The sequence below is a fragment of the Dermacoccus sp. Ellin185 genome, from assembly GCF_000152185.1.
In the GTDB taxonomy this organism is placed as follows: domain Bacteria; phylum Actinomycetota; class Actinomycetes; order Actinomycetales; family Dermatophilaceae; genus Dermacoccus; species Dermacoccus nishinomiyaensis.
Genome location: NZ_AEIQ01000042.1, coordinates 45,343 through 66,754 on the forward strand (window position 1 = coordinate 45,343; position 21,412 = coordinate 66,754).

Sequence of the window (21,412 nt, forward strand, 5' to 3'; positions counted from 1 at the left end):
CCCCTTGACGGTCGCGAATCGCCCGGCGTCGAGTCCGAGAGCCCACGACGGGGCGGCACGCTCAGACCTCCGTCGTCTTGACGGGGCGGGCGCCGAGTTCGGCGTCGAGACGGAACAGGCCGGGACCGTCGCTGTCGGTGAACTTCAGACGCCCGACGATCTGCGAGACGGTGGCTTCTTCCTCGATCTGCTCGGACAGGAACCAGCTGAGCAGCGGACGGGAGTCGAGGTCGCCGATGTGAGCCCGCCACCCTCGACCGACTCCATCGCGTGATGCCCCAGCACGGTTCGCGCACCGAGGTCAGTCGACGGGCCAGCGGTAGGGCATGAGATCCCGTGGAGAGGCGACGTCCGTCGCAGTCACGAGCACCTCTGCGTCGAGGTTGTTCGGTGAGAGCTGTTGCACCGTGGCAGCAAGAACAGCGGCCAACGGCGAGCACGATGCCCGCCGAAGTCACTGTGAGCGTCAGGGTCGTCGCCTATGAGGCGAAGCACTGCTGCGCGGCATGGCGACCGATGCCGAGGGCGGTGCCGATGATGGCCGAGGTGACCGGAGAGGTGCTCATGGTGGCGCTGGCGCCATCTCGTTCGGGCGACCCGTCGAGGTGCCGCCCCATCGGGTGCTACGTCGCCTCGTCAGCGTTGGCCGCGACCTACCGGAAGGACCGTCATGACGTCTGAACCCATGAGCGCGCAGCAGAAATACGACTTCTATGCCGACGCAGCCAACCAGCAGCCCCAAGGCACGCCTCGTCGGCGGAAGGAACGGCTGAGCACACCCGTTCCGGTCCGCTTCCCGCCCGAGCTGCTCGAAGAGGTCAAGAGCGCCGCTCGAGCTGACGATCGGTCGGTCTCGGCTTGGATCCGCCGGGCCGTCGAGCACGAACTGCGCCGAAGCGCCTGAGCGGTGCGTCCGTTCTGGCAGCCTGAATCCACGGTCAACATGAGCGGCGACGCGACGGCCGGCGATTCGACAACGCATGCTGCCGAGCGTCAACACATGCTGAGTTCAGGGCAGCTTCGTCAGCTCGGCGACGAGGTGATCAACGGCTGTCTTGGCGCCGATGGCGCCGTCGGAGAACGTGCCGTTCGTCGTCACGGCGAACACGAGCGGGTGGCCGTTCTTCGTCGTTGCCAGGCCCGCGAGGGATGACGCGTCAGGCAACGACCCGGTCTTCGCCCGCACGAGACCGGCGCCGTCCTGCGACTCGGCGCGCATGTATCGATCGTGCAGGGTGCCGTTCCACGCCGAGACCGGCAACCGTTCGATGACGCGCGCATACGTCGCATCCTTGCCCGTCGATGCGCGCGTCAGCACGTCGCCGAGCACCCGCACCGGCAGCGTCGTGCCCGACGACAAACCGCTCGTGTCGACGAGCTTGACGCCGCTGACGTCGACGCCCTCACGCTTGAGCACCGACGTCACCCACGTGCCCGCCGCGGCCGAATCGCCGTGCACGCCGTCGAGCGCCGCAGCCTGACGGGCGAGGGACTCAACCATCGAGTTGTCCGAATCCTGCAAGGCGAGCCCGAGCAGGTCGAGCACCGGCGCCGACGTCACCGACCCGAGCTGCTGCCCCGCCACCGGCGTCGTCACGTTCTTGCCGTACGTCGCCGTGATACCGCGCTTGCCGAGTTCCTTGACGAATGCCTGCGCGGCGTCCTTCGTCGGGTCGGCGACGGCCGGGGTGCGGTTGTCGGCGCGCTCGGAGGCGAGCGCCAACGTCGTGATGCGCGCCGTGAAACCGTAGTCGAACAGCGCGTCCTCCCACCCCTTCGCCTTGTTCGGCCCGGGCGCGTACGAGGTGTTCGTGTCGACGGTGACCTTCGTGATGCCCTGCTTCTTGAGCGCCGCCGCGCTCTGCGCCGCGAGGTCGCCGAGGCCGGCGCGACCGGCGACCTTCGTCGCATCGCCCGCCCCCTCGGCGAGGGTCATGTCACCGCCGGCGACGAGCTCGACGGTGCTGCCCTCGAGCGTCGCCCGCGTCGTCAGTCCCTTGTCGAGGTCGAGTTCGCTATGGGCGATCGCGAACGCACTCGCGAGCTTCGTCACCGACGCCGGCGTCGTCGCCTTGCTCGAATCGTGTTCGTAGAGAACGGTTCCCGTCGACGCATCGCGTACCGTCACCGCCGTCGGCGAACCGAACCACGGGTTCTTGAGCGACGCCTCGACCGACTTCTTCACCTCGTTCGCGCTCGGCGCGGCCCCGACGCTCGCCGACGGCAACGGCGCCGACGCGGCCTTCTGCAACGGCTCATACGTCTTGCCCTCGACCGTCACGGCCTTGGGAGTGTTCGTCGGCGCGAGCGTCAGGACGCCCGGCACCACGTCGTAGGCATCGAGGGCGCCGTACCCCGCGAGCGCCGCCACGAGCGCACCGCTGAGGGCCCACGTCGGCTTCTTCATCGGGGCACCACCTTCATCGCGTCCTGCTGCCGCGCCATCGCACGTCGATGACGAGTTTTTCATCCGCGCCCCGGTACGGAACACTAAGGAACGACCATTACACCAGCTATCCGGAGGGCACGAACCATGGAGTTCGACGTCACCATCGAGATCCCGCGCGGCACACGCAACAAGTACGAGGTCGACCACGAGACGGGCCGCATCCGCCTCGACCGCATCCTGTTCACCGCGATGCACTACCCGGCCGACTACGGCTACATCGAGGACACCCTCGGTGAGGACGGCGACCCGCTGGATGCGCTGCTGCTCATCGACGAGCCGACGTTCCCCGGCTGCGTCGTGCGCGCCCGCGCCATCGGTGTCTTCCGCATGGTCGACGAGGCCGGCGGCGACGACAAGATCCTGTGCATCCCCGCCGGCGACCCGCGTCAGGATCACGTGACGGACATCAAGGACGTCTCCGACTTCACGCTCAAGGAGATGTCGCACTTCTTCGAGACGTACAAGGCGCTCGAGCCGGGCAAGTCCGTCGAAGAGGGCTCGCACTGGGTCGACGCCGCGGCCGCGCAGAAGACCGTCGAGGAAGCGCTCGAGCGCGCCAAGGCCGAGGGCATGACGACGGCGCGCTGGGCGATGCCGGGCCACGACGCCCACGAGACCGAGCGCTCCATCGACAAGGCACCCGGCGACTCCCAGGCCGAGAAGCCGACGAAGTGACCCACCCCTGAGCGTCACGCTCAGCGACGCCGCAGCCCCCGTCCGAGTTCGGACGGGGGCTGCGGCGCGTTCTGGCTGTTGGGTGGGGTTGACGATGCGAGATGAGATCCGACGTGGTTTCGGCAGCGTCAACCAACCTGCGCGAATGTGGACGTAGATCGCCGATGTGGACGTAGATGGCGAAGGTGGACGCCGTTCGCCGATGTGGACATGAATCGCAGGGGCACAGGCGGGTCTGCGCGACCTGCGGAGGCACGAGAGTGCTGCATCACCGGAACGCCTTCAATCGCTGCTGCGGCGGTCAATACCCCGTCTACTGTTGGCACATGAACCAGGGGACGAGGAACCACGGCATGCGGAAGGCCGCGACAGTGTTCGCGGTGGCCATGACGTTGAGCGCGGCGGCATGCTCATCGAACGACGACGGATCGAAGAGCGGCGGGTCGTCAGGCGCCGGGTCGTCAGGCGCGTCAGGGTCCAGCGGTTCTCAGGACGCCTCGGGCGCGTCGTCGGCGCAACCCGGCTCGTCGAGCGCGCCGGGTCTCGCGGCCGGCAAGAGCATCGACATCGGTGGTTCGGGCGACATCCTCGTCCACGTGCCCGTGCGCGACGACGCCGCGCACAATGCGGCGGCGAGGGGCGCGAAGGGCTACGACTTCGACCCGATGTTCGCCAACGTCACCAAGCCGATCAGCGCGCTCGATCTCGCGATCTGCCACATGGAGACGCCGCTGTCGACGACGAACACGAACCTTTCCATCCCCGCGACGCTCAGCTTCAACGTCCCGCACGAGGTCGCCGGATCGTTGAAGCGTGCCGGGTTCGACGGCTGCGACCGCGTCGGCAACCACGTCATCGACCGCGGCATCCAGGGCGTCGGCGAGACGAAGAAATCGCTCGACGACGCGGGCCTGAAGAACCAGGGGCCGACGTCGACGCCGAGCACCGGCCAGAGCGCCGTGATGTACGACGTCAAGGGCGTCAAGGTCGCGCAGCTCGCGTACTCGTACACGACCGGCAACGAGGCCGCATCGAACACGCACGTGCCGGCGCAGTGGCCGTGGCTCAAGTACTGGCAGTTCCCCGTCGTCACCGCCGAGGGCATCCTGGCCGACGCGAAGAAGGCGAAGGCTGCGGGCGCGGACGTCGTCGTCCTCAGCATGCACTGGGGCAAGGAGTACAGCATCCCGGCCTCCACCGAGCAACGCGAACTCGCAGCGAAACTGCTCGCGAGCGACGACGTCGACACGATCCTCGGCACGCATGTCCACGTGCCGCAGTCGTGCGAGAAGATCAACGGCAAGTACGTCGTCTACGGCATGGGCAACTTCCTGAGCAACCAGGGTCCGAGCGTCAATTCGAGCCTCAAACCGTCGACGCAGGACGGCATGATCGTCGACGTGAAGCTGACGAAGGGTGACGACGGCAAGGTGACGCAGCAGCTCACCTACCAGCCGACGCACGTCAACCTCGCCGGGCACGTCATCGAACTCGCGACGCCGACGAAGAACGCCGACGCCTACGGCCGTGTCAAGGCTGCGATGACGCAGCTTGGCAGCAAGTGCGACGCCACCCCCGCGAGCTGACTCGACGTGTCGCCCAGCTGAGCGAGCGCTCCACTCTCACTTGTAGAGGTTGAGCCCCCCGGCGTCCATGTGCACGGTGAGGTGGTCGTCGAGGACGGGGCGCAGTTCCGAGGTCGGCGCGGAGTACAACTCGAGCGAGTCGACGATCACCCCGTCGGGGCTGTTGACGACGATCCCCGGAACGCAGGTGTAGATGTTGTCGTGATCGCTCGCGTTGCTCGCGTCGATGCGGACACTCGTGCCGGCGCCGTTGTCGATCGACATGGACACCTGGTAGCGGCGAAACGACCCCGTGCCGTTCGATTGCGCCGAGTACACGACGGGCAGCACCGCCACGACCTTCGGGTTGAGACGGATCTCGATCGTCTCACTCGTCATCGGCGCAGGCGGGCTCTGCTTCTTGCGGCCGAACAGTCCCCCACCGGTGCGTGCCGTCCGTGCTCGTCCGACGTCGCCGAGATGCGTGACGGCGCCGTCCGAGGAGCGCTGCGTGGCATGGGGCTGCTCCTTGGTCCCGAACGTCGCGACCGTCTCGTCGTGGCCGTCGGCGTAGCGCACGAGAGCGAAGACGTCGTAGTCGGTGGCGGCCGGCCACTCGATGCGAGCCGTGATGACGGGCGACTTCTCGATCGAGACACGCTGCCCCTTCGTCAGGCTGATCGCCCCCGTGCGCTTGCCGAGATCGACCGGGCCGCTCGACGGCGGCGTCGGCGCAGCAACAGGAGGCGCAGCAACAGGAGGCGTGGCGGGGAGCGGTCCAGCTGTCGAGGCGGCCGCGAGGGGCGTCTGAGGCGTGTCGTTCTCGACGCTCACGCCGTGCTCGCGCAGGAGCGCGGGCAGCCCGCCGTCCCATCCTGCGGAGACGTTGCGCACCTTCCAGGCGCCGCCTCGCAGGTAGATCTCGACGAGCACCGCCGCGCGCTCGCTCGTGAATCCGGTTGCGGTGACGGCGTATCGCTCACCGTGCGTGTCGATCGTGACGGCGAGCTGCGGGGACGAGGCGAGCGAGCCCGGCGCCGCGTCGTCCATCGCGACGGCGACCGCGAGACGTTCGGTCTGCGGCGGGAGTGCGGACAGGTCGACGGTGATGTCACCACCATCGAGACGCACCGCGCCCTCGGGTGAGCGGGGCTGGTTGTAGAAGACGAAGTCGTCGTCGGTGCGCACGACCCCGTCTGCGGTCAGTTGCAGCACCATGAGGTCGACCGTGCCCGGCTGGGTGCCGACGACCGTGATGGCGAGGCCGGTGCCGCCGAGGGGCGCGTTGGCTCCCTTGCTCAACTCGTTCATTCCGCCACCCTGGCACAGGCTCGCGACGGCGGAGGGGCTTACGCGCGGGTAGCACCTCGGTGTTCGGCCGCCCCGGCGCGCTCGGTGCGGCGGCGGGAGACGCCCGCGCGCAGGTGCGCGTAGTCGTCGTCGGCGAGGACGACGTCGTGGGTGCGGCGGCGGTAGTGCCACATCATCGCCAGGCCCAGTGCCCACACGAGGTACTGCACACTCATCGCCTTGCGGAACGCCTCGACGTCGTACGTCGCCGGGCCGCCGGGGGCGACGTGGTCGAGCACGAGGCCGATGAGGACGATGCACGTCACGGACGCGACGTAGCCGCCGACGTTGACGATGCCGTTGGCGCTGCCGATGCGTGCGGCGGGGTTGAACGAGCGGGCGACGTCGAAGCCGACCATCGAGCCTGGTCCGCCGAACGCCATTGCGATGCACAGGAGCACGAGCAACCACAGCGGTGCACGGCCGGGCCACAGCAGCACGATCGTCCACAGCGTGATGACGGTGAGAACGACGGCGAACACGGCGACGGAGCGTCGGTGCGGGAAGCGGGCGGTGAACGTGCCCATGAGTGGGCTCGTGACGATGATCGTCACGACCATGATGCTGAGCAGCGTGCTGGCGGCGCCCTCGGACAGGCCCTGCCCCTTCGTCAGGAACGGGAAACCCCACAGCAGCATGAACACGTTCATCGAGAACTGCGCGGTGAAGTGCGCCCACAGGCCGAGCTTCGTGCCGGGCTCGCGCCACACCTGCGCGAGTTTCTGCCCGACGGCGCGCAGGCGGATCGAGTCGCGGCGCTCGTCGTGCGTCGGCGAGTCGATGACGACGAACCACATGACGACGCCGAGGACGACGCCGAACGCCGCCGCGCCGAGGTACGTCGTGCGCCACCCGAGGCTGTGCAGGCTGACGGCGAGTGGCCCTGCCGCGAGGAGCGAGCCGAGCTGGCCGGCGAACCCGGTGATCTGCGTGACCATCGGCGCGCGTCGCACCGGAAACCACAACGCCGCGATGCGCAGGACGCACACGAAGATCATCGCGTCGCCCATGCCGACGAGGACGCGCGCGCCGATGCCCTGCGCGAACGTCGACGCGAACGCGAACCACGCCTGCCCGAGCGTCATCGTCAGCGTGCCGGCGGCCAGCAGCTTCTTCGAACCGAACTGGTCGAGCATCGCGCCGACGGGCACCTGCATGACGGCGTAGACGAGCAACTGCACCATCGCGAACGTCGCGAGTTGTCCGCTCGAGATCCCGAAGCGCTGCGCCGCGAGGATGCCCGCGACGCCGAGCGACGTGCGGTGGAACACGGCGAGGACGTAGACGCTCACCGCCGCGGTCCAGATCGCCCAGGCGCGTCGCCCACCGAGCGGGGCGACAAGTTTCGAGGTGGGCGTGTCAACGGGCGCGGCGGTGTGGGACGTCATGGTGACGCCAGTTTAGTTCGGTTCTCGATGTTGCTCTCCGACGCTTCTACGCATGCGAGCGACCCCGCCGCAGCCACGACGCTCTGAGCGGGCCCCGACGGCAACGCTTTTCGCGCCCCTCCCACCTCGCATCGTCGGTACGGCTGGACCCGCTGCGTGAACATCGCCAACTGCTGTCGGTGCCCGCCTCTACTCTGACGAATGTGACGAACGAGCAGCACCCCACTCCCGCGACCACCGACTCGGTGACCACGGGCTCAGCGACCACCCACTCGACGAGCGGCGCCGACGCCGTCGAGACGCCCGCGCAGCGTCGCGCCGCCATGATCGCGGTGACGGTGCTGCCGATCGTCGTCGTCATCGCCGGGTTGTGGGGGTACAACAGCCCGTCGACGTTCACGTCACACGCGTCGTGGGTGCCGTACCTGCTCGGCGTCGTCATGTTCACGATGGGGCTGACGCTGACGCCGCGCGATTTCGCCGCCGTCCTGCGCCGCCCGTGGGCCGTGCTCATCGGGCTGGCCGCGCACTACGTCATCATGCCGGGAGCGGGCTGGATCATCGCGCACGCACTCAACCTCTCCCCCGAGCTCGCCGTCGGGCACATCCTCGTCGGCTGCGCGCCGAGCGGGACGGCGTCGAACGTCATGACGTTCCTGTCGAAGGGAGACGTCGCCCTCGGCGTCTCCGTCGCGACGGTCTCGACGCTCGTCGCTCCCGTCGTCACACCCCTGCTGACGGCGTTCCTCGCCGGGTCGTACCTGCACGTCGATGCGGGGTCGATGATGGTCGACATCGTCAAGACGGTGCTCGTGCCGATCGTGCTCGGCGTCGTCGTCAGGCTCATCATCCGTGACAAGGGCGTACGCGCCATCGCGCCCGCGCTGCCGTGGATCAGCGCGTTCGTCATCGCGTGGATCGTCGCGATCGTCGTGGCCGGCAGCGCCGGAAAGCTCGCGAAGGTCGGCGGCATCGTCTTCCTCGCCGTCGTGCTGCACAACGGTTTCGGGCTGCTGCTCGGCTACATCGCGGCCCGGTTCGCCGGGCTCGACGTGAAGGCGCGCCGCGCGCTCGCGTTCGAGGTCGGCATGCAGAACTCCGGCCTCGCCGCGACGCTGGCCAAGGTGCACTTCTCGCCGCTGGCCGCGCTGCCGTCGGCAGTGTTCTCGGTGTGGCACAACGTCTCGGGCGCCATCCTCGCGGCGTGGTTCGCGCGCCAGCCGGTCGGCGAACGCGAGCCGTCACGGGGCTGACACCGTCAGCCCGCGGGCGTGTCGGGCAAGTGCGTCCAACCGTCTCTGTTCGTGCGTGCAAGCGCGCGACCACGGAGTCCGGCCGCCGTCAGGAGTGGTCGTGCCCCAACGTCTTCGCGGCTTTGTCGGCGCGGCTCTTCACGCGGGCGAGCAGCCCGACGACGCCCGCCTCGAGGCAGGCATTGATGAAGACGAGGAACTGGTTGAAGTAGGCGTTGAGCAGATTGACGCCGCCGAGCATGAGCAACAGCGCCGCGATGCCCCAGCGGGCGCCGTCGGCGAGGCTGCTGCTGTCGTCACCGAGTCGTTTCACCGCTCGCCAGGCGAAGAACGCGGCGACGGTGCCGATGAGCGCGGCGACGCTCGCGGCCGTCCACGCGACCTTGCCCGGGTGGTCGCCGAGGAGACTGTTGTGGCCGCTGACGGCGTCCGGGCCGTAGGCCTGCCACAGCGAGTAGACGAACACGCCCGGACCGGCGAAGACACCGACGACAGCGAGCACGCCCAGCGCGAGACGGCTCAGCTTGCGCTGACGGCTCGGCGGCAGCAGCCGCTCCTCGACCGCGTCGAGACGCTCCATCATCCGCCCGACGCGACGCTCGTCATCGGGGACGGCCTGGCTTCGCGCCACGTCGAGAGCCTGCGCCAGCCCCTCGGCGATGGCGCGCTCCTGCCCCGTCGGCTCGTCGCGCCTGACGGCGTCGAGGTGACCCTCGATCGTCTCGACCTGGCTGCGCGTGAGCGGCCCGTCAGCCGCCGGTTTCATGAGTTCGAGCGCGGCGTAGAGGTGATTGCGAGCGTGGGGCGGCCGTTGCGAGCCCACCCGCATCGCGGCCACCCCGAGCGCCGCGAGAATCGCGTAGCACAGGGGCGCGGCGAGAGGGAAGAAGTAGTCGTTGTCCTTCGTGATGAACTTGCCGATCTCGTCGACGAACAACCCGACGCCGATGCCACCCGCGATCGAGGCGAACGCCGTCGCCCACCGATTGGCCAGGGACAGCACAAGCGTCAACGCGATCATGAGCAGCAACCCACCCCACACGGCGTGTGCGATGTGGAAGATCTCGCCGCCGACCTGGGGGTAGCCCGTCGCGAGCAGGTACCCGCGCGTCATGAGGATCGTGATGACGGCGGCGACACTCATCCAGCCGACAGCGGTGCCCGCGCCCGCCTTCGTCACAGGGCTACGCGTCGGTTTCGTCGGCGAACTGGGCATGCCTTCACTCTGTCATGCGTCCTGGCGCGGCGGAGCGTGGCCCCTGAACGGTCAGTACTGACTGTCGATCCCCACCGGAGGGGCGACTCGTGACACTTGTCATGGCGCGGTCGTGACGTCCGCCCGAGGCCCGCTCCGCCCACCGCGACGAGGCTGGAGGCATGAACAACGCAGCCATCACCCTCACCGGCGTGACGAAGACCTTTCCCGGCAAGCACGGGCGCGTCGAGGCCGTCCGTGGGGTCGACCTCGAGATCGCGCCCGGCGAGGTCGTCGCGTTCCTCGGCCCCAACGGTGCGGGCAAGACGACGACGATCGACATGGTCCTCGGCCTGAGCGAACCGACGACGGGCGGCGTCAGCGTCTTCGGCATGACGCCGCACGCGGCCGTCGCGCGTGGCCTCGTCGCCGCCGTCATGCAGACCGGCGGACTGCTCAAGGATCTGACGGTGCGCGAGAGCGTCGAGTACGTCGCCGCCTTGTTCCCCGACGCCCGGCCCGTCGACGACGTCCTCGCCACCGCCGGCATCACCGACCTCGCCGACCGGCGCCTCGGCAAGTGCTCCGGGGGCGAACAGCAGCGCGTGCGGTTCGCGATGGCGCTCGTGCCCGACCCCGCGCTCATCGTGCTCGACGAACCGACGACAGGCATGGACGTCAACGCCCGCCGGGCCTTCTGGGAGGCCATCCATGCCGACGCCGCGCGCGGCCGAACGATCCTGTTCGCCACCCACTACCTCGAGGAGGCCGACGCGTGGGCCGACCGCGTCGTCGTCATGCGGGACGGCGAGATCGTCGCCGACGGCTCGAGCAGCGACATCCGCGCAGCGGGCGGTGGCCGACTCGTGAGCGCGGCCTGGCCCGACGCGGACATCGCCCTCGTCGAGGCGATCGAGGGCGTCTCGGGCGTCGACGTCCACGGCGACCAGATCGTCGTCCACACGAGTGACAGCGACGCCGTCGCACGCGAACTCCTCACGCGCACAACGGCGCACAGCCTCGACATCACCTCGCGCGGCATCGAGGACGCCTTCGTCGAGCTGACCTCGCCGTCCGAAGCGCGCGCCACCGTGTCCCGCTGACGGCCTTTCCCCCTCACCCCTTCGGGTTCTCACCCTCTCTCGCGCTTCCTCACTTCACCTCTCGCTCCCCATCCCGACCACGTCGGCACCCTGTTCTCTGCGTGCAGATGCACCCGGGTGCATTTGCACGCAGAGGACGAGCGCCCCTCTCGAAAGCAGGTCTGCCATGTCCACCACGACGAGCACCTTCACCCCGCGTCTCGACGGCGCGCCCCTCGACCCGTCGGAGCGTCGAGCGCCGCGAGGCAGCGGCCTCAACGCCCGCGTCATGGGCCTGGAGCTGAGGCGGGTGCTGCGCAACAGGCGCAGCTTGATCTTCACGCTCATCTTCCCCATCGCGATGTTCTTCTTCGTCGCGAGTTCGATCTCCGAGGGCGATCAGGTGATCGGCAACGGTGTGGTCGCGAACGTCAACGCTTATCTCATGGTGAACATGGCGCTGTACGGCGCGATCATGGCGGCCACCAGCGCCGGCGCGAGCGTCTCGATCGAGCGCGCGGCGGGGTGGTCCCGGCAGTTGCGCCTGACGCCTCTGCAACCGGTCGCGTACATCGTCATAAAGATGATCGCCGCGATCGTCATGGCGCTCATCGCCGTCAGCGTGACGTTCGCGGCCGGCCTCGGTTCGGGCAAGGCGCACGCCGACGTGCTGTCGTGGCTCGAGGCGGGCGCCGTCATCGTCGCGGGTTCGCTCGTGTTCGCGGCGCTCGGGTTGCTGCTCGGATACCTGCTGCCGAGTGATTCCGTCATGCAGATGCTCGGTGGGCTCATGGCCATCATGTCGATGCTCGGCGGCATCTTCTTCCCGATCAAGGACGGCTCGACGTTCGATCACTTCGCCCAGTTCACGCCGATGTACGGCATCGGCAAGCTCGCCCAGTGGCCGCTGCCGCTCACGACGTCGGGCGGTCACGGCAGCTTCCACCTTCGTGTGGGCGCTCAACCTCGTCGCGTGGGGCCTGCTGTTCATCGGTGGCGCCGCCTGGAGCTTCCGTCGCGACACGGCGCGCGTGTGAGCAACGCGTACCCCGACGCCCGGTGCCGGATCGAGACTCTGCCGGCCAGCACGGCGGCGTGCACGATCCGCCACCAGGCCCGTGCGACCCGGATAGGTTGGGCCACGTGAGCCCGCGACGACCCGCCCTGGCCTGGCCTCGAGAGCAGGCCCGCACCCGCAACGTCGGCGCCCGGCGCGCGCGCACCCGCGGCATGCTCGCCTGGTTCTGGGTCGTGTTCTGGCTGATCTTCCTCGTGCAACCCGTCACGGAGAACATCGCCGACGGCGGCCGCCGCACCGCCGGCGCCCTGCTGCTGCTTGCGGGCGCGGCCGTCTATGTCCCCGTCATCGCGGCGACGATGCGTCGGCTCTGGAGCGGCACCCCGCGCACCCGCTCGACGCAGGCCGTCGTCGCGACGTCGGCGCTCGTCGTCGCCGCCTGCATGCTGAGCGCAGCGCCCCTCATCGGCCAGGACGCCTTCGCACTGTTGCCGTATTCGCTCGTCATCTTCATGCTCGGGATGACGCCGCTGCTCGGCGCGGCGCTCGCGCTCAGCGTCGTCACGGCGACGGCGTCGCTCAGCCACGCGCTCACCGGTTCGTCGCTGCAGCCGGGCCTGCTGTTCGCGGCCGTGGCGTCGGGGCTGGCCTCCGGGCTCGGCGCGTTCTCGGCCGAACGCACACGCGACGCGGAAGCGGCCCGCGAGGATGCAGCGCTGCTGCGCGTGCAGGACGAGCGCAACCGGATGGCGCGCGATCTGCACGACATCCTCGGTCATTCGCTCACCGTCATCACGATGAAGGCGGAGCTCGCGGGCAAGCTCGTCGACGTCGATCCCGAGAAGGCGAAGACGCAGATCGCCGAGCTCGAGCAGCTGGCGCGCGGGGCATTGGCCGACGTGCGCACGACCGTCTCGGGGTATCGCGAGATGTCGCTGTCGGGCGAACTCGCCCGGGCGAGAAGGGCATTCGCCGACGCCAGTATCGCCGTCGACCTGCCCCGCCACGTCGACGACGTCTCCCCCGACCTGCGTGAACTGTTCGCCTGGGCCGTGCGCGAGGCGACGACGAACGTCATCCGCCACGCGGGCGCCTCGCACGTGACGATCGCTCTCTCCCCGACGCGTCTGAGTGTGCGCGACGACGGTCGTGGCGCTGCTGCGAACGCCGGCGACGGTAACGGGCTCACCGGTCTGCGCGAACGCGCCGCGGCCGTCGGTGCCGTCGTCGAGACGCGCAGCGACGACGGGTTCACGCTGGACGTGTTGACGCGTGATGCGCCGGCCTCGGGCACCGACGACGGCGCAGCTGCCGGGCGACGGGGCGTCGAGTGAGGCGCGCCTACGCAGGTGGATTCGCCCTGCGGGGAACGACGACGAAAGGCCGACCATGACGATCCGACTTCTCATCGCCGACGATCAGGCGATGGTGCGTGGCGCGCTCGCGGCACTGCTCGATCTGGAGAGCGACCTCGAGGTCGTCGCCGAGGTCGGGCGGGGTGACGAGGTGCTCGACGCGTGCCGCGAGCACGCGCCGGACGTCGTCCTCATGGACGTCGAGATGCCCGGCATGGACGGCCTCGAGGCGAGCGCCGCGCTGCGTCAGGCGCTGCCCGCGGTGAAGATCCTCATCGTCACGACGTTCGGTCGGCCCGGCTTCCTGCGGCGCGCGATGCAGGCGGGGGTGCAGGGGTTCGTCGTCAAGGACACCCCGGCGACGCAACTCGCCGACGCCGTGCGCCGCGTCCACGCGGGCCTGCGTGTCGTCGACCCGCAGCTCGCCGCCGACAGTCTCGTGTTCGGCGAATCACCGCTGACGGCACGCGAACTCGACGTCCTGCGCGCCGCCGCAGCCGGCGGCACCGTGGCCGACATCGCCCGCGCCGTCTTCCTGTCGGAGGGCACGGTGCGCAACCACCTGTCGTCGGCGATCGGCAAGACGGGCGGACGCACCCGCGCCGACGCCGTCCGCATCGCGCAGGAGAACGGGTGGTTGTGAAAGTGACCCACTTCACACGTACCGCGCAGTAACCCTGGTCGTGTTTGGCAATGTCGTCTCATGACGACCACCGGCTCCGATCCCTCCCCCACCGAGGCCTACCGCGCCGCGCGCGACACACTCCTCGAGCTGCGCGGACGCCATGACGACGCCGTGGCGACGTTCACCTGGCCCGACGTCGGCGAACGGTTCAACTGGGCGATCGACTGGTTTGACGCCGTCGCGCGCGGCAACCACCGCACAGCCATCGTCATCGTCGAGGAGGACAGTTCGTCGCTCGAGGTGACGTACGACGAGATGGCGCGCCGCTCCGACGCCGTCGCCACGTGGCTCGCAGAGCAGGGCGTGAAGCGCGGTGACCCTGTCGTCCTCATGCTCGGCAACCAGATCGAACTGTGGGATCTCATGCTCGCCGTCATGAAGCTCGGCGCGATCATCATGCCGACGACGACGGCCGTCGGGCCCGCCGATCTGCGCGACCGCATCGCGCGCGGCGGGGTGCGGCACGTCGTCGCCAACGCGGGCGACGTCGACAAGTTCTCGGGCGTGCCGGGCGAGTACACGCGGCTCAGCGTCGGCGCGGCGGACGGGTGGTCCGACCTGCACGGGGCGTATCGCCGCGTCGGCGACGTCCCGCCCACCGAGCACCCGGGCACCGCGCCGGGCGATCCGCTGCTGTACTACTTCACCTCCGGCACGACGAGTCGCCCCAAGCTCGTCGAGCACACGCAGGCCTCCTACCCGATCGGTCACCTGTCGACGATGTACTGGCTCGGTCTGCGCCCCGGTGACGTCCACCTCAACATCTCGAGCCCGGGATGGGCGAAGCACGCATGGTCGTGCTTCTTCGCGCCGTGGATCGCCGAGGCGACGATCTTCGTCTACAACTACACGCGCTTCTCCCCCGCCGCCCTGCTGCAGCAACTGCGCGCCCGCGAGGTGACCACGTTCTGTGCGCCGCCGACGGTGTGGCGCATGCTCATCAACGCCGACCTGACCGGTGGGCGCGGCGCGCTGCGCGAACTGATCGGCGCGGGTGAACCGCTCAATCCGGAGGTCATCACGCAGATCGAACGGGCGTGGGGCCTGACGATCCGCGACGGCTACGGTTAGACGGAGATGACGGCCGCCGTCGGCAACACGCCCGGCTCGGCGGTGAAGCCCGGGTCGATGGGACGCCCGCTGCCGGGCGTGCCCGTCGTCATCGTCGACCCGCTGAGCGGCGAACGCCTCGACGGCGCCGGTGAGGGCGAGATCTGCCTCGACCTCGCCGCCCACCCCCTGCCACGCATGTCGGGTTACCTCGGCGACGAGGCCCGCAACACCGACGCGATGGCGGGCGGTTTCTACCACACGGGCGACGTCGCCGCGATCGACGACGAGGGGTACATCAGCTACATCGGGCGCACCGACGACGTGTTCAAGGCGAGCGACTACAAGATCAGCCCGTTCGAGCTGGAGTCGGTGCTCATCGAGCACCCTGCCGTCGCCGAAGCGGCGATCGTGCCCGCCCCCGACGCCGTGCGACTCGCCGCCCCGAAGGCGTATCTCGTTCTCGTCGAAGGCAGTTCTCCGGACGCGGTGACCGCCGAGAGCATCTCCGCCTTCGCCCGCGAGCGCCTCGCGCCGTGGCAGCGCGTGCGCCGACTCGAGTTCGCCGAACTGCCCAAGACGATCTCGGGCAAGATCCGCCGCGTCGAACTCCGCGGTCGTGAGAACGACCTCGCCCGCGACGACGTGCGCCCCGACGGCGAGTTCCGCGACGACGACTTCGAGCACTGACCTGCGACGCCGGCACGGCGCTCGCCGCGGTGCCGGTGCTTGTCGTGGGCGGGCCGTATCGTCGGCCGGGCCCGGGCACGCGAAAGGCCCCCGAATCTTCGAGGGCCTTTCTTCGGAGCCGCTTGTCGGAATCGAACCGACGACCTTCTCATTACGAGTGAGACGCTCTGGCCGACTGAGCTAAAGCGGCAACCGCTGATCGGATATCTCCGGCAGCGAGGCAAAACTTTACACGAGCGGCGCGGGGGGCGCCAATCCCGCCCGCTCGCTGCCCCAGGGGGCACCAACCCCAGCAGCCGCGGCGCCTCCCCATGGTTGGGCGCCTACGGCGGCTCGGTGCGCCCGGCGTAGGACGCGCCGTCAGCCCGATTCAGCAGGTGGTCTTCTTCGCAGGATCGGAGCCGTCGACGAGGTAGTGGTCGACGGCATCGTCGACGCACTGGGAGCCGCGCCCGTAGGCGGTGTGGCCGTCACCGTCGTAGCTGATGAAACGGCTGTTCTGCAGTTCACCGGCGAGGCGTTCGCTCCACTCGTACGGCGTCGCGGGGTCACGGGTCGTGCCGAGGACGACGATCGGCGCCGACCCGGCAGCCTTCACCTCGTGCGGTCTGCCCGTGGTCTTGACCGGCCAGTCGGCGCACACCGCGCCGGCCCACGCCATCTGCCGGCCCCACGTCGGCGCCTTCTTCGAGAACGCCTCCGCGTCCTTCTCGTATTCGGCCACGCCGCCGGTCGGCGCGGGCCGATCCAGGCACGTCACGGCGTTGAGCACCTGCATCAAGTTGCTCTGGTACGTGCCGTCGTCGTTGCGCTCGGCGTAGCTCTTGCCCGCGTTGAGCAGCTGCGTGCCGTCGCCGCCGAGTGCGCTGCGCAGCGCCTGCGTCAGCTCACCCCACTTCGCCTGGTTGTAGAGCGACGCGGCGATTCCGTTGATCGCCCAGCCCTCCGTCAGGGTGCTGAGGCGCTTGTCACCGCTCGCCTTGATGGGTTTGGCGTCGAGGCCGGCGAGCCAGGTCTGCAGCTTCTTCTTCGCGGACGCGGCGTCGGACCCGAGCGGGCACTTGCCGCCCGAGACGCAATCGGCGAGGTAGGCGTCGAGCGCCTTCTCGAAGCCGGTCGCCTGCCCCTCGTTGATCTGCTGCATCGTCAGATCGGGCGGCAGGACGCCGTCGAGCACCATGCGCCCGACGTTCTTCGCGAACAGGTCGGCGTACGTCGCGCCGAGCATCGTGCCGTACGACTTGCCGAGGAAGTTCAACTTCTGCTCGCCGAGAGCCGCACGCAGGACGTCCATGTCCTTCGCGACCTCCTCGGTGCTGACGTGGCCGAGCAGCGGGCCGGCGTTCTTCTTGCACGCGTCGGCGAGCTTCTTGTCGCCGGCCAGCAGCGCGTTCTGCTCGCTCTTGTCGTCGGGTGAGGGGTCGGAACCCATGAACTGATCGAGCGTCGCGTCGTCGACGCACGTGATCGCGGCCGAACGCTGCACACCGCGCGGGTCGAACCCGACAATGTCGTAGCTGTCGCGCACCGACTTGCTGACGATCTGGTCAGCCGCCGCGGCATAGTCGACGCCCGAGCCACCGGGGCCGCCGGGGTTGACGACGAGTGAGCCTTTCTTCGTCCCCGTCGCCTTCATGCGGTTGACGGCGACCTCGATGCTCGGGCCGCTCGGCTTCGCGTAGTCGATGGGCACGCGCAGCTTCGCGCACTCGCCATCGTCGCAGCTCTTCCAGTCGAGCTGCTGCGTGTAGAACGCACTGAGCGGACCGGTCGCGGCCGTTCCCGCGGCCGACGAGGCGGACGCAGCGCCGCCGCCCGATGAGTCCGACGACGCCGACGAGGTGGGAGACGACGTGCTGCACCCACCGACGGCGAGCATCGACGCAGCCGCGAGCGCGGCCACCTGCGTCAGGCGCGAGCGCGCGATGTTCTTCACGGGGCGACTCCTATCCGGCTGCCTCATGAGGGCAGTTCGAGCGAGATGCACATGGCTTCGAGGGCCAGCAGCGGGGGGACGTTGGCGGCGATGCGCTCACGCGCGGTGCTGATGGCGTCGAGCGCGAGCAGCAGCCCTTCGGGGGTGAACGCGCGCGCGAGCCGGCCGACGTCGTCGACGATGTCGGCGTTCACGAGCGGCACCGGATCGCCCCAGCGCACCACGAGCGCGTCGCGATACATCGAGGCGAGATCGACGAGGGCGCGGTCGATGACGTCACGACCGAAACGCGTCGCCCGCGTCTTCTGCTCCTTCTCGAGCTGGTTGATCGCCGAGCGCACGTGCGGCGGCTGCGTGCGCGCGCTCGGGTCGGCGCCGAGCTGCTCCATCAGCTTGGCCTTCTCGGCGGCGTTGCGCTCCCCCGACGATGCACCCGACTCGTCCTCGGCGATCGAGGCGAGATCGGCTGCCGCCTTCATCGCGTCGCCGAGCCCGCGGATACGCAGCGCGAGCAGGATCGTCTCGCGCCGCCGGATGCGCGCCCCCTCGTCACGCGCCAGGCGCCGCGCGATGCCGATGTGCGACTGCGCCGCGCGTGCCGCGTACGCCGCCATGGCGGGGTCGACGCCGTCGCGGCGCACGAGCAGTTCGGCGACGTCGTCGGGCGGCGGGATGCGCAGGCGGACGTGGCGTGAACGGCTGCGGATCGTCACGATGACGTCCTCGACGCTCGGCGCGCACAGCAGCCACACGGTGCGCGGGACGGGTTCTTCGAGCGCCTTGAGCAGCGCGTCGGCGGCGCGTTCGGTGAGACGGTCGGCGTCCTCGATGACGATGACGCGCCAGCGCCCGACCGTCGGCGACGACTGCGCCTGCAACGCCAGATCGCGCGCTTCGCGCACCTGGATCGTGAGGCCGCTCGTCGAGACGATCTGCACGTCGGCGTGGGAGCCGTCGATCGTCGTCCGGCACTCGCGACACTTCCCGCACCCGCCCTGCGGGCACTCGAGCGCGGCAGCGAACGAACGAGCCGCGTTGGAACGGCCCGAGCCGGGCGGGCCGGTGATGAGCCACGCATGCGTCATGCGACGGGCGTCGCCGACGGCCTCGCTCAACGTGCGCACCGCCTCCTGCTGACCGACGAGATCACGCCATACGCCCTCGCCGACGCCCGGCACCCGGCGGGTCGTCGCGACGTCACTCATGAGGGACCGCCTGATGCGCGCGTCCTGTCGCTCTCGAGGAGCTGCTCGAGTCGTGTGCGGACGGCGGCGGTGAGGTCGTCGCGCGAGCGGCCGGCGTCGAGGACGAGGTAGCGCGCCTCGTCGCGCGCGGCGAGGCGGAGGAAGTGCTCGCGCACGCGGGTGTGGAAGTCGTCGGCCTCGCGTTCGAGCCTGTCTTCGGCACCGCGCGCGCCGCGACGTTCGCGCGCGACCTCGGGCGAGACGTCGATGAGCACCGTGACGTCCGGCGTCAGCCCGCGCGTCGCCCAGCGTGAGATGGACTCGACGTCGTCGGCGGCCAGCGCACGACCGGCGCCCTGGTAGGCGATCGAGGAGTCGATGTAGCGATCCTGCAGCACTACCGCACCGCGCGCGAGGGCCGGTCGCACGAGCGTCTCGACGTGGTGCGCCCGGTCGGCGGCGTAGAGCAGGGCCTCGGCGCGCGACGCGACGTCGTCGCCATGGAGCAGGAGCCGCCTGATCTCCACGCCCAGCGGGGTACCGCCCGGTTCACGCGTGATGACGACCTCACGGCCCAGTTCACGCAGCCACGCAGCGGCACGCTCGATCTGCGTCGTCTTGCCCGCGCCGTCACCACCTTCGAACGTGACGAACAGCCCGTGCGCGGCAGCGTCGGCCGCGACCTCGTCGCCGGCTGCGGTGCTGACGCTTGGTGCGCCCTTGGTGTTGGCGTCGACATCTGCGACGGCGTCGGTCGTGGCGTCGCTGGTGACGTCACTCGAGGCGCGCAGCGTTTCGACGTCGAGGCGCAGGTCGTCGGGCATGGCGCTCACCCTACCCAGTGCGTCCGACAACCCCGGAAACTCGCGGAAATCGCCTGCGGGGGAGCGTCGCTGGGCCACCGTACGGGTCGCGACAAGCGCCGCCTGCCAGCTGCGCGACTTTTGCGCATCTGCACGAGGAATATGCGGCACATTCCTCGTGCAGATGCACAAAAGTCGGGCAGCGGTCCACGCCCGCCGCCAGCACGGCCCCGGCGAGAGGGACGCGCGTCGACCGTCAGCCCCGGCTGTCACAGTAGGCGGCGATCACCTCCGTGACGTACGCGGCAAGGCCGGGCTCGACGTCGTCGTAGGTCTGCGCGAAGCGTGGGTCGGTGCTGTACATGGCGCCCATCCCCCGGAGCATCGGCAGAGGCACCGGATTGAACCAGCGTTCGATCTGGTCGCGGTGCGCCTGAACTGCGGCGTCGGCCTGCGCGCTGCCGGGTGCCGCGCCGTCACGCATCGCCGTGGCGAATGCCGCCAACACCTCGTCCGACTCGGCCTTGATGCGATGCCAGGTCGCCTTGTCGTAGCTCTTGGCGCGGCGCCGGGATTTTGCGAATTCCTCCGTCCCACCCCAACGCTGTTGCGCCTCGACGTCGTACGCCTCGTCGTATCCGGTGCCGAAGATCTCCTTCATCTCGGCGCTGCTGATCTGATATTTGCTCATGGTTGCCTCCGATGTGAGTGCGGTGTCGATCGCGTCGACCAGCGCATCGAGCTCGTCGCGCCTGGCCATGACCGCTTCCCTGTGCTCGACGAGGAGTGCCGCCAGCACGGCCGGTTCGTCGAGCGCCTCGGCGATGTCCGCGAGCGGCATCTCGAGGCGCCGTAGCAGCACGACCCGAGCGAGGCGTTGCACGTCCGCCGGCGTGTACAGCCGGTATCCGTTCCAGCCACGTTCGCTCGGACGCACGAGCCCGATCGCGTCGTAGTGATGCAGCGTGCGGACGGTGACGCCGAAACGTGCCGCCACCTGCCCCACCGTCAGTTCGTCGGTCATGACCTCACTCCATCGCCTCACGTCACGTCAGGGTCAAGGTTCGCGCCGAAAGACCTCTCGCAGGCAGGCGCGCGCGCCAATCATCCCGGTTTCGATGTCCTCGTCGCGCTCGTCACGACCGTTCACCGCAGCGGCCCCGGGCGAGACGGGCACCGTCGCCGGGTCGCGCGAGAGCAGAGGCCGTGCGATGAGCATGATGAACATCGGCGTCAACGTGACGAACCAGATGCAGAAGCCGATCAGGGTCGTCGCCGACCAGAAGAGCCCGCCACCGACCCAGTCGCCACCGAACACACCGAACGAGAGCATCGCGAGAAAGCCGTAGACGCACGGCGTCGCCGCGCCCCACAGCACGAGCGAGAACTGCCGCGCCCCCATCGTGAGCCCCCGTGTCAGGTGCAACGACCACGCCGCGAGGCCCCACGCAATGACGGCGCACGGCAGCGCCAGCGCCAGCCCGGCGTCACTCAGCCAGTTTGCGGGCGAGTAGGCATCGGCAGGGCCGGGGACCCAGGCGACGGCGACAGCGATCAACGAGACGACGAAACCCGCCGCCACAGACCCCACACCGATGACGGCGGCCCGCCCGCCCGTGTGCCACACGGACGTTCGCGACCCCGAAAGCGAGCCGGCGCTCGACGCGCCCGCCCCCGTCATTCCTGCGCCGAGCATCTTCGCCACGATGTCTCTCCCGGTCGCCCTGCCGCGCC

Annotated in this window: 18 protein-coding genes, 1 tRNA gene and 2 pseudogenes; 10 read left to right on the plus strand and 11 right to left on the minus strand. The window is 69.5% G+C overall.

The genetic code is table 11. The annotated features are described in order from the left end of the window. Positions 1-61: 61 nt before the first annotated feature. Positions 62-235: pseudogene (locus HMPREF0321_RS16930) on the minus strand (ferritin); the annotation flags it as partial. A gap of 206 nt (positions 236-441) precedes the next feature. Here HMPREF0321_RS16930 and HMPREF0321_RS15900 point away from each other — a divergent pair. Further along, on the plus strand, positions 442-681 hold the full coding sequence (locus HMPREF0321_RS15900; protein WP_136788504.1) for a hypothetical protein: 240 nt from the start codon (positions 442-444) through the stop codon (positions 679-681). After that, positions 671-904 (plus strand): CopG family transcriptional regulator, encoded by a 234-nt coding sequence (locus HMPREF0321_RS02735; RefSeq protein WP_040014337.1) that lies wholly within the window; start codon positions 671-673, stop codon positions 902-904. Before HMPREF0321_RS15900 ends, HMPREF0321_RS02735 begins: the two co-directional genes overlap by 11 nt. Before the next feature lie 105 nt (positions 905-1,009). Here HMPREF0321_RS02735 and dacB read toward each other — a convergent pair whose 3' ends face one another. Then, positions 1,010-2,407, minus strand: coding sequence for a D-alanyl-D-alanine carboxypeptidase/D-alanyl-D-alanine-endopeptidase (gene dacB / locus HMPREF0321_RS02740; protein WP_006944031.1), 1,398 nt, complete (start codon positions 2,405-2,407; stop codon positions 1,010-1,012). Between the two features lie 126 nt (positions 2,408-2,533). Here dacB and HMPREF0321_RS02745 point away from each other — a divergent pair, with 126 nt between their 5' ends. Next, positions 2,534-3,124 carry an inorganic diphosphatase gene (locus HMPREF0321_RS02745; RefSeq protein WP_006943947.1) on the plus strand — a complete coding sequence of 197 codons (591 nt, stop codon included), beginning with the start codon at positions 2,534-2,536 and terminating at the stop codon, positions 3,122-3,124. A gap of 326 nt (positions 3,125-3,450) precedes the next feature. Then, complete coding sequence (locus tag HMPREF0321_RS02750; protein ID WP_217490510.1) at positions 3,451-4,710, plus strand: CapA family protein; 1,260 nt, start codon at positions 3,451-3,453, stop codon at positions 4,708-4,710. A gap of 36 nt (positions 4,711-4,746) precedes the next feature. Here the strand turns inward: HMPREF0321_RS02750 and HMPREF0321_RS02755 are convergent, their stop codons facing one another. Further along, the gene (locus tag HMPREF0321_RS02755) at positions 4,747-6,000 is read right to left on the minus strand and encodes a TerD family protein (RefSeq protein WP_006944027.1); all 1,254 of its coding nucleotides are present in this window, start codon (positions 5,998-6,000) and stop codon (positions 4,747-4,749) included. A 38-nt stretch (positions 6,001-6,038) separates the two neighbouring features. After that, positions 6,039-7,427, minus strand: coding sequence for a nitrate/nitrite transporter (locus HMPREF0321_RS02760; RefSeq protein ID WP_006943986.1), 1,389 nt, complete (start codon positions 7,425-7,427; stop codon positions 6,039-6,041). A 323-nt stretch (positions 7,428-7,750) separates the two neighbouring features. On the opposite strand from HMPREF0321_RS02760, the gene HMPREF0321_RS02765 reads away from it, so the two are divergent. Beyond that, positions 7,751-8,680, plus strand: a complete 930-nt coding sequence (locus HMPREF0321_RS02765) for a bile acid:sodium symporter family protein (RefSeq protein WP_083803181.1) — start codon at positions 7,751-7,753, stop codon at positions 8,678-8,680. An 88-nt stretch (positions 8,681-8,768) separates the two neighbouring features. On the opposite strand, the gene HMPREF0321_RS14640 is transcribed toward HMPREF0321_RS02765, so the two are convergent. Then, complete coding sequence (locus HMPREF0321_RS14640) at positions 8,769-9,896, minus strand: hypothetical protein (protein ID WP_006944036.1); 1,128 nt, start codon at positions 9,894-9,896, stop codon at positions 8,769-8,771. A gap of 161 nt (positions 9,897-10,057) precedes the next feature. Here HMPREF0321_RS14640 and HMPREF0321_RS02775 point away from each other — a divergent pair, with 161 nt between their 5' ends. From HMPREF0321_RS02775 to HMPREF0321_RS02795, 5 genes and pseudogenes are all read left to right on the plus strand, one after another. Then, a complete protein-coding gene (locus tag HMPREF0321_RS02775) occupies positions 10,058-10,978 on the plus strand; it encodes an ABC transporter ATP-binding protein (RefSeq protein ID WP_006943938.1) in 921 nt (306 codons plus the stop codon). Positions 10,979-11,144: 166 nt separating this feature from the next. Further along, positions 11,145-12,104 (plus strand): ABC transporter permease, encoded by a 960-nt coding sequence (locus HMPREF0321_RS02780; protein ID WP_006943949.1) that lies wholly within the window; start codon positions 11,145-11,147, stop codon positions 12,102-12,104. Then, positions 12,101-13,309 carry a sensor histidine kinase gene (locus HMPREF0321_RS14645; RefSeq protein WP_006943976.1) on the plus strand — a complete coding sequence of 403 codons (1,209 nt, stop codon included), beginning with the start codon at positions 12,101-12,103 and terminating at the stop codon, positions 13,307-13,309. Before HMPREF0321_RS02780 ends, HMPREF0321_RS14645 begins: the two co-directional genes overlap by 4 nt. Positions 13,310-13,364: 55 nt before the next feature. Then, a complete protein-coding gene (locus HMPREF0321_RS02790) occupies positions 13,365-13,973 on the plus strand; it encodes a response regulator transcription factor (protein ID WP_006944021.1) in 609 nt (202 codons plus the stop codon). Positions 13,974-14,033: 60 nt separating this feature from the next. Then, positions 14,034-15,755: pseudogene (locus HMPREF0321_RS02795) on the plus strand (AMP-binding protein). A 116-nt stretch (positions 15,756-15,871) separates the two neighbouring features. Here the strand turns inward: HMPREF0321_RS02795 and HMPREF0321_RS02800 are convergent. From HMPREF0321_RS02800 to HMPREF0321_RS02825, 6 genes are all read right to left on the minus strand, one after another. Then, positions 15,872-15,945, minus strand: a tRNA-Thr gene (locus HMPREF0321_RS02800). A 180-nt stretch (positions 15,946-16,125) separates the two neighbouring features. Further along, on the minus strand, positions 16,126-17,691 hold the full coding sequence (locus HMPREF0321_RS02805) for an alpha/beta hydrolase (protein ID WP_006943937.1): 1,566 nt from the start codon (positions 17,689-17,691) through the stop codon (positions 16,126-16,128). A gap of 23 nt (positions 17,692-17,714) precedes the next feature. Next, positions 17,715-18,896 carry a DNA polymerase III subunit delta' gene (locus HMPREF0321_RS02810; protein WP_006944048.1) on the minus strand — a complete coding sequence of 394 codons (1,182 nt, stop codon included), beginning with the start codon at positions 18,894-18,896 and terminating at the stop codon, positions 17,715-17,717. Next, positions 18,893-19,699, minus strand: coding sequence for a dTMP kinase (tmk, locus tag HMPREF0321_RS02815; protein WP_006943970.1), 807 nt, complete (start codon positions 19,697-19,699; stop codon positions 18,893-18,895). Before tmk ends, HMPREF0321_RS02810 begins: the two co-directional genes overlap by 4 nt. 235 nt (positions 19,700-19,934) lie before the next feature. Continuing rightward, entirely contained in the window at positions 19,935-20,702 is a 768-nt protein-coding gene (locus HMPREF0321_RS02820; protein WP_006944024.1) for a MerR family transcriptional regulator, read from the minus strand. A 33-nt stretch (positions 20,703-20,735) separates the two neighbouring features. After that, on the minus strand, positions 20,736-21,383 hold the full coding sequence (locus HMPREF0321_RS02825) for a hypothetical protein (RefSeq protein WP_006943944.1): 648 nt from the start codon (positions 21,381-21,383) through the stop codon (positions 20,736-20,738). Positions 21,384-21,412: the final 29 nt, after the last annotated feature.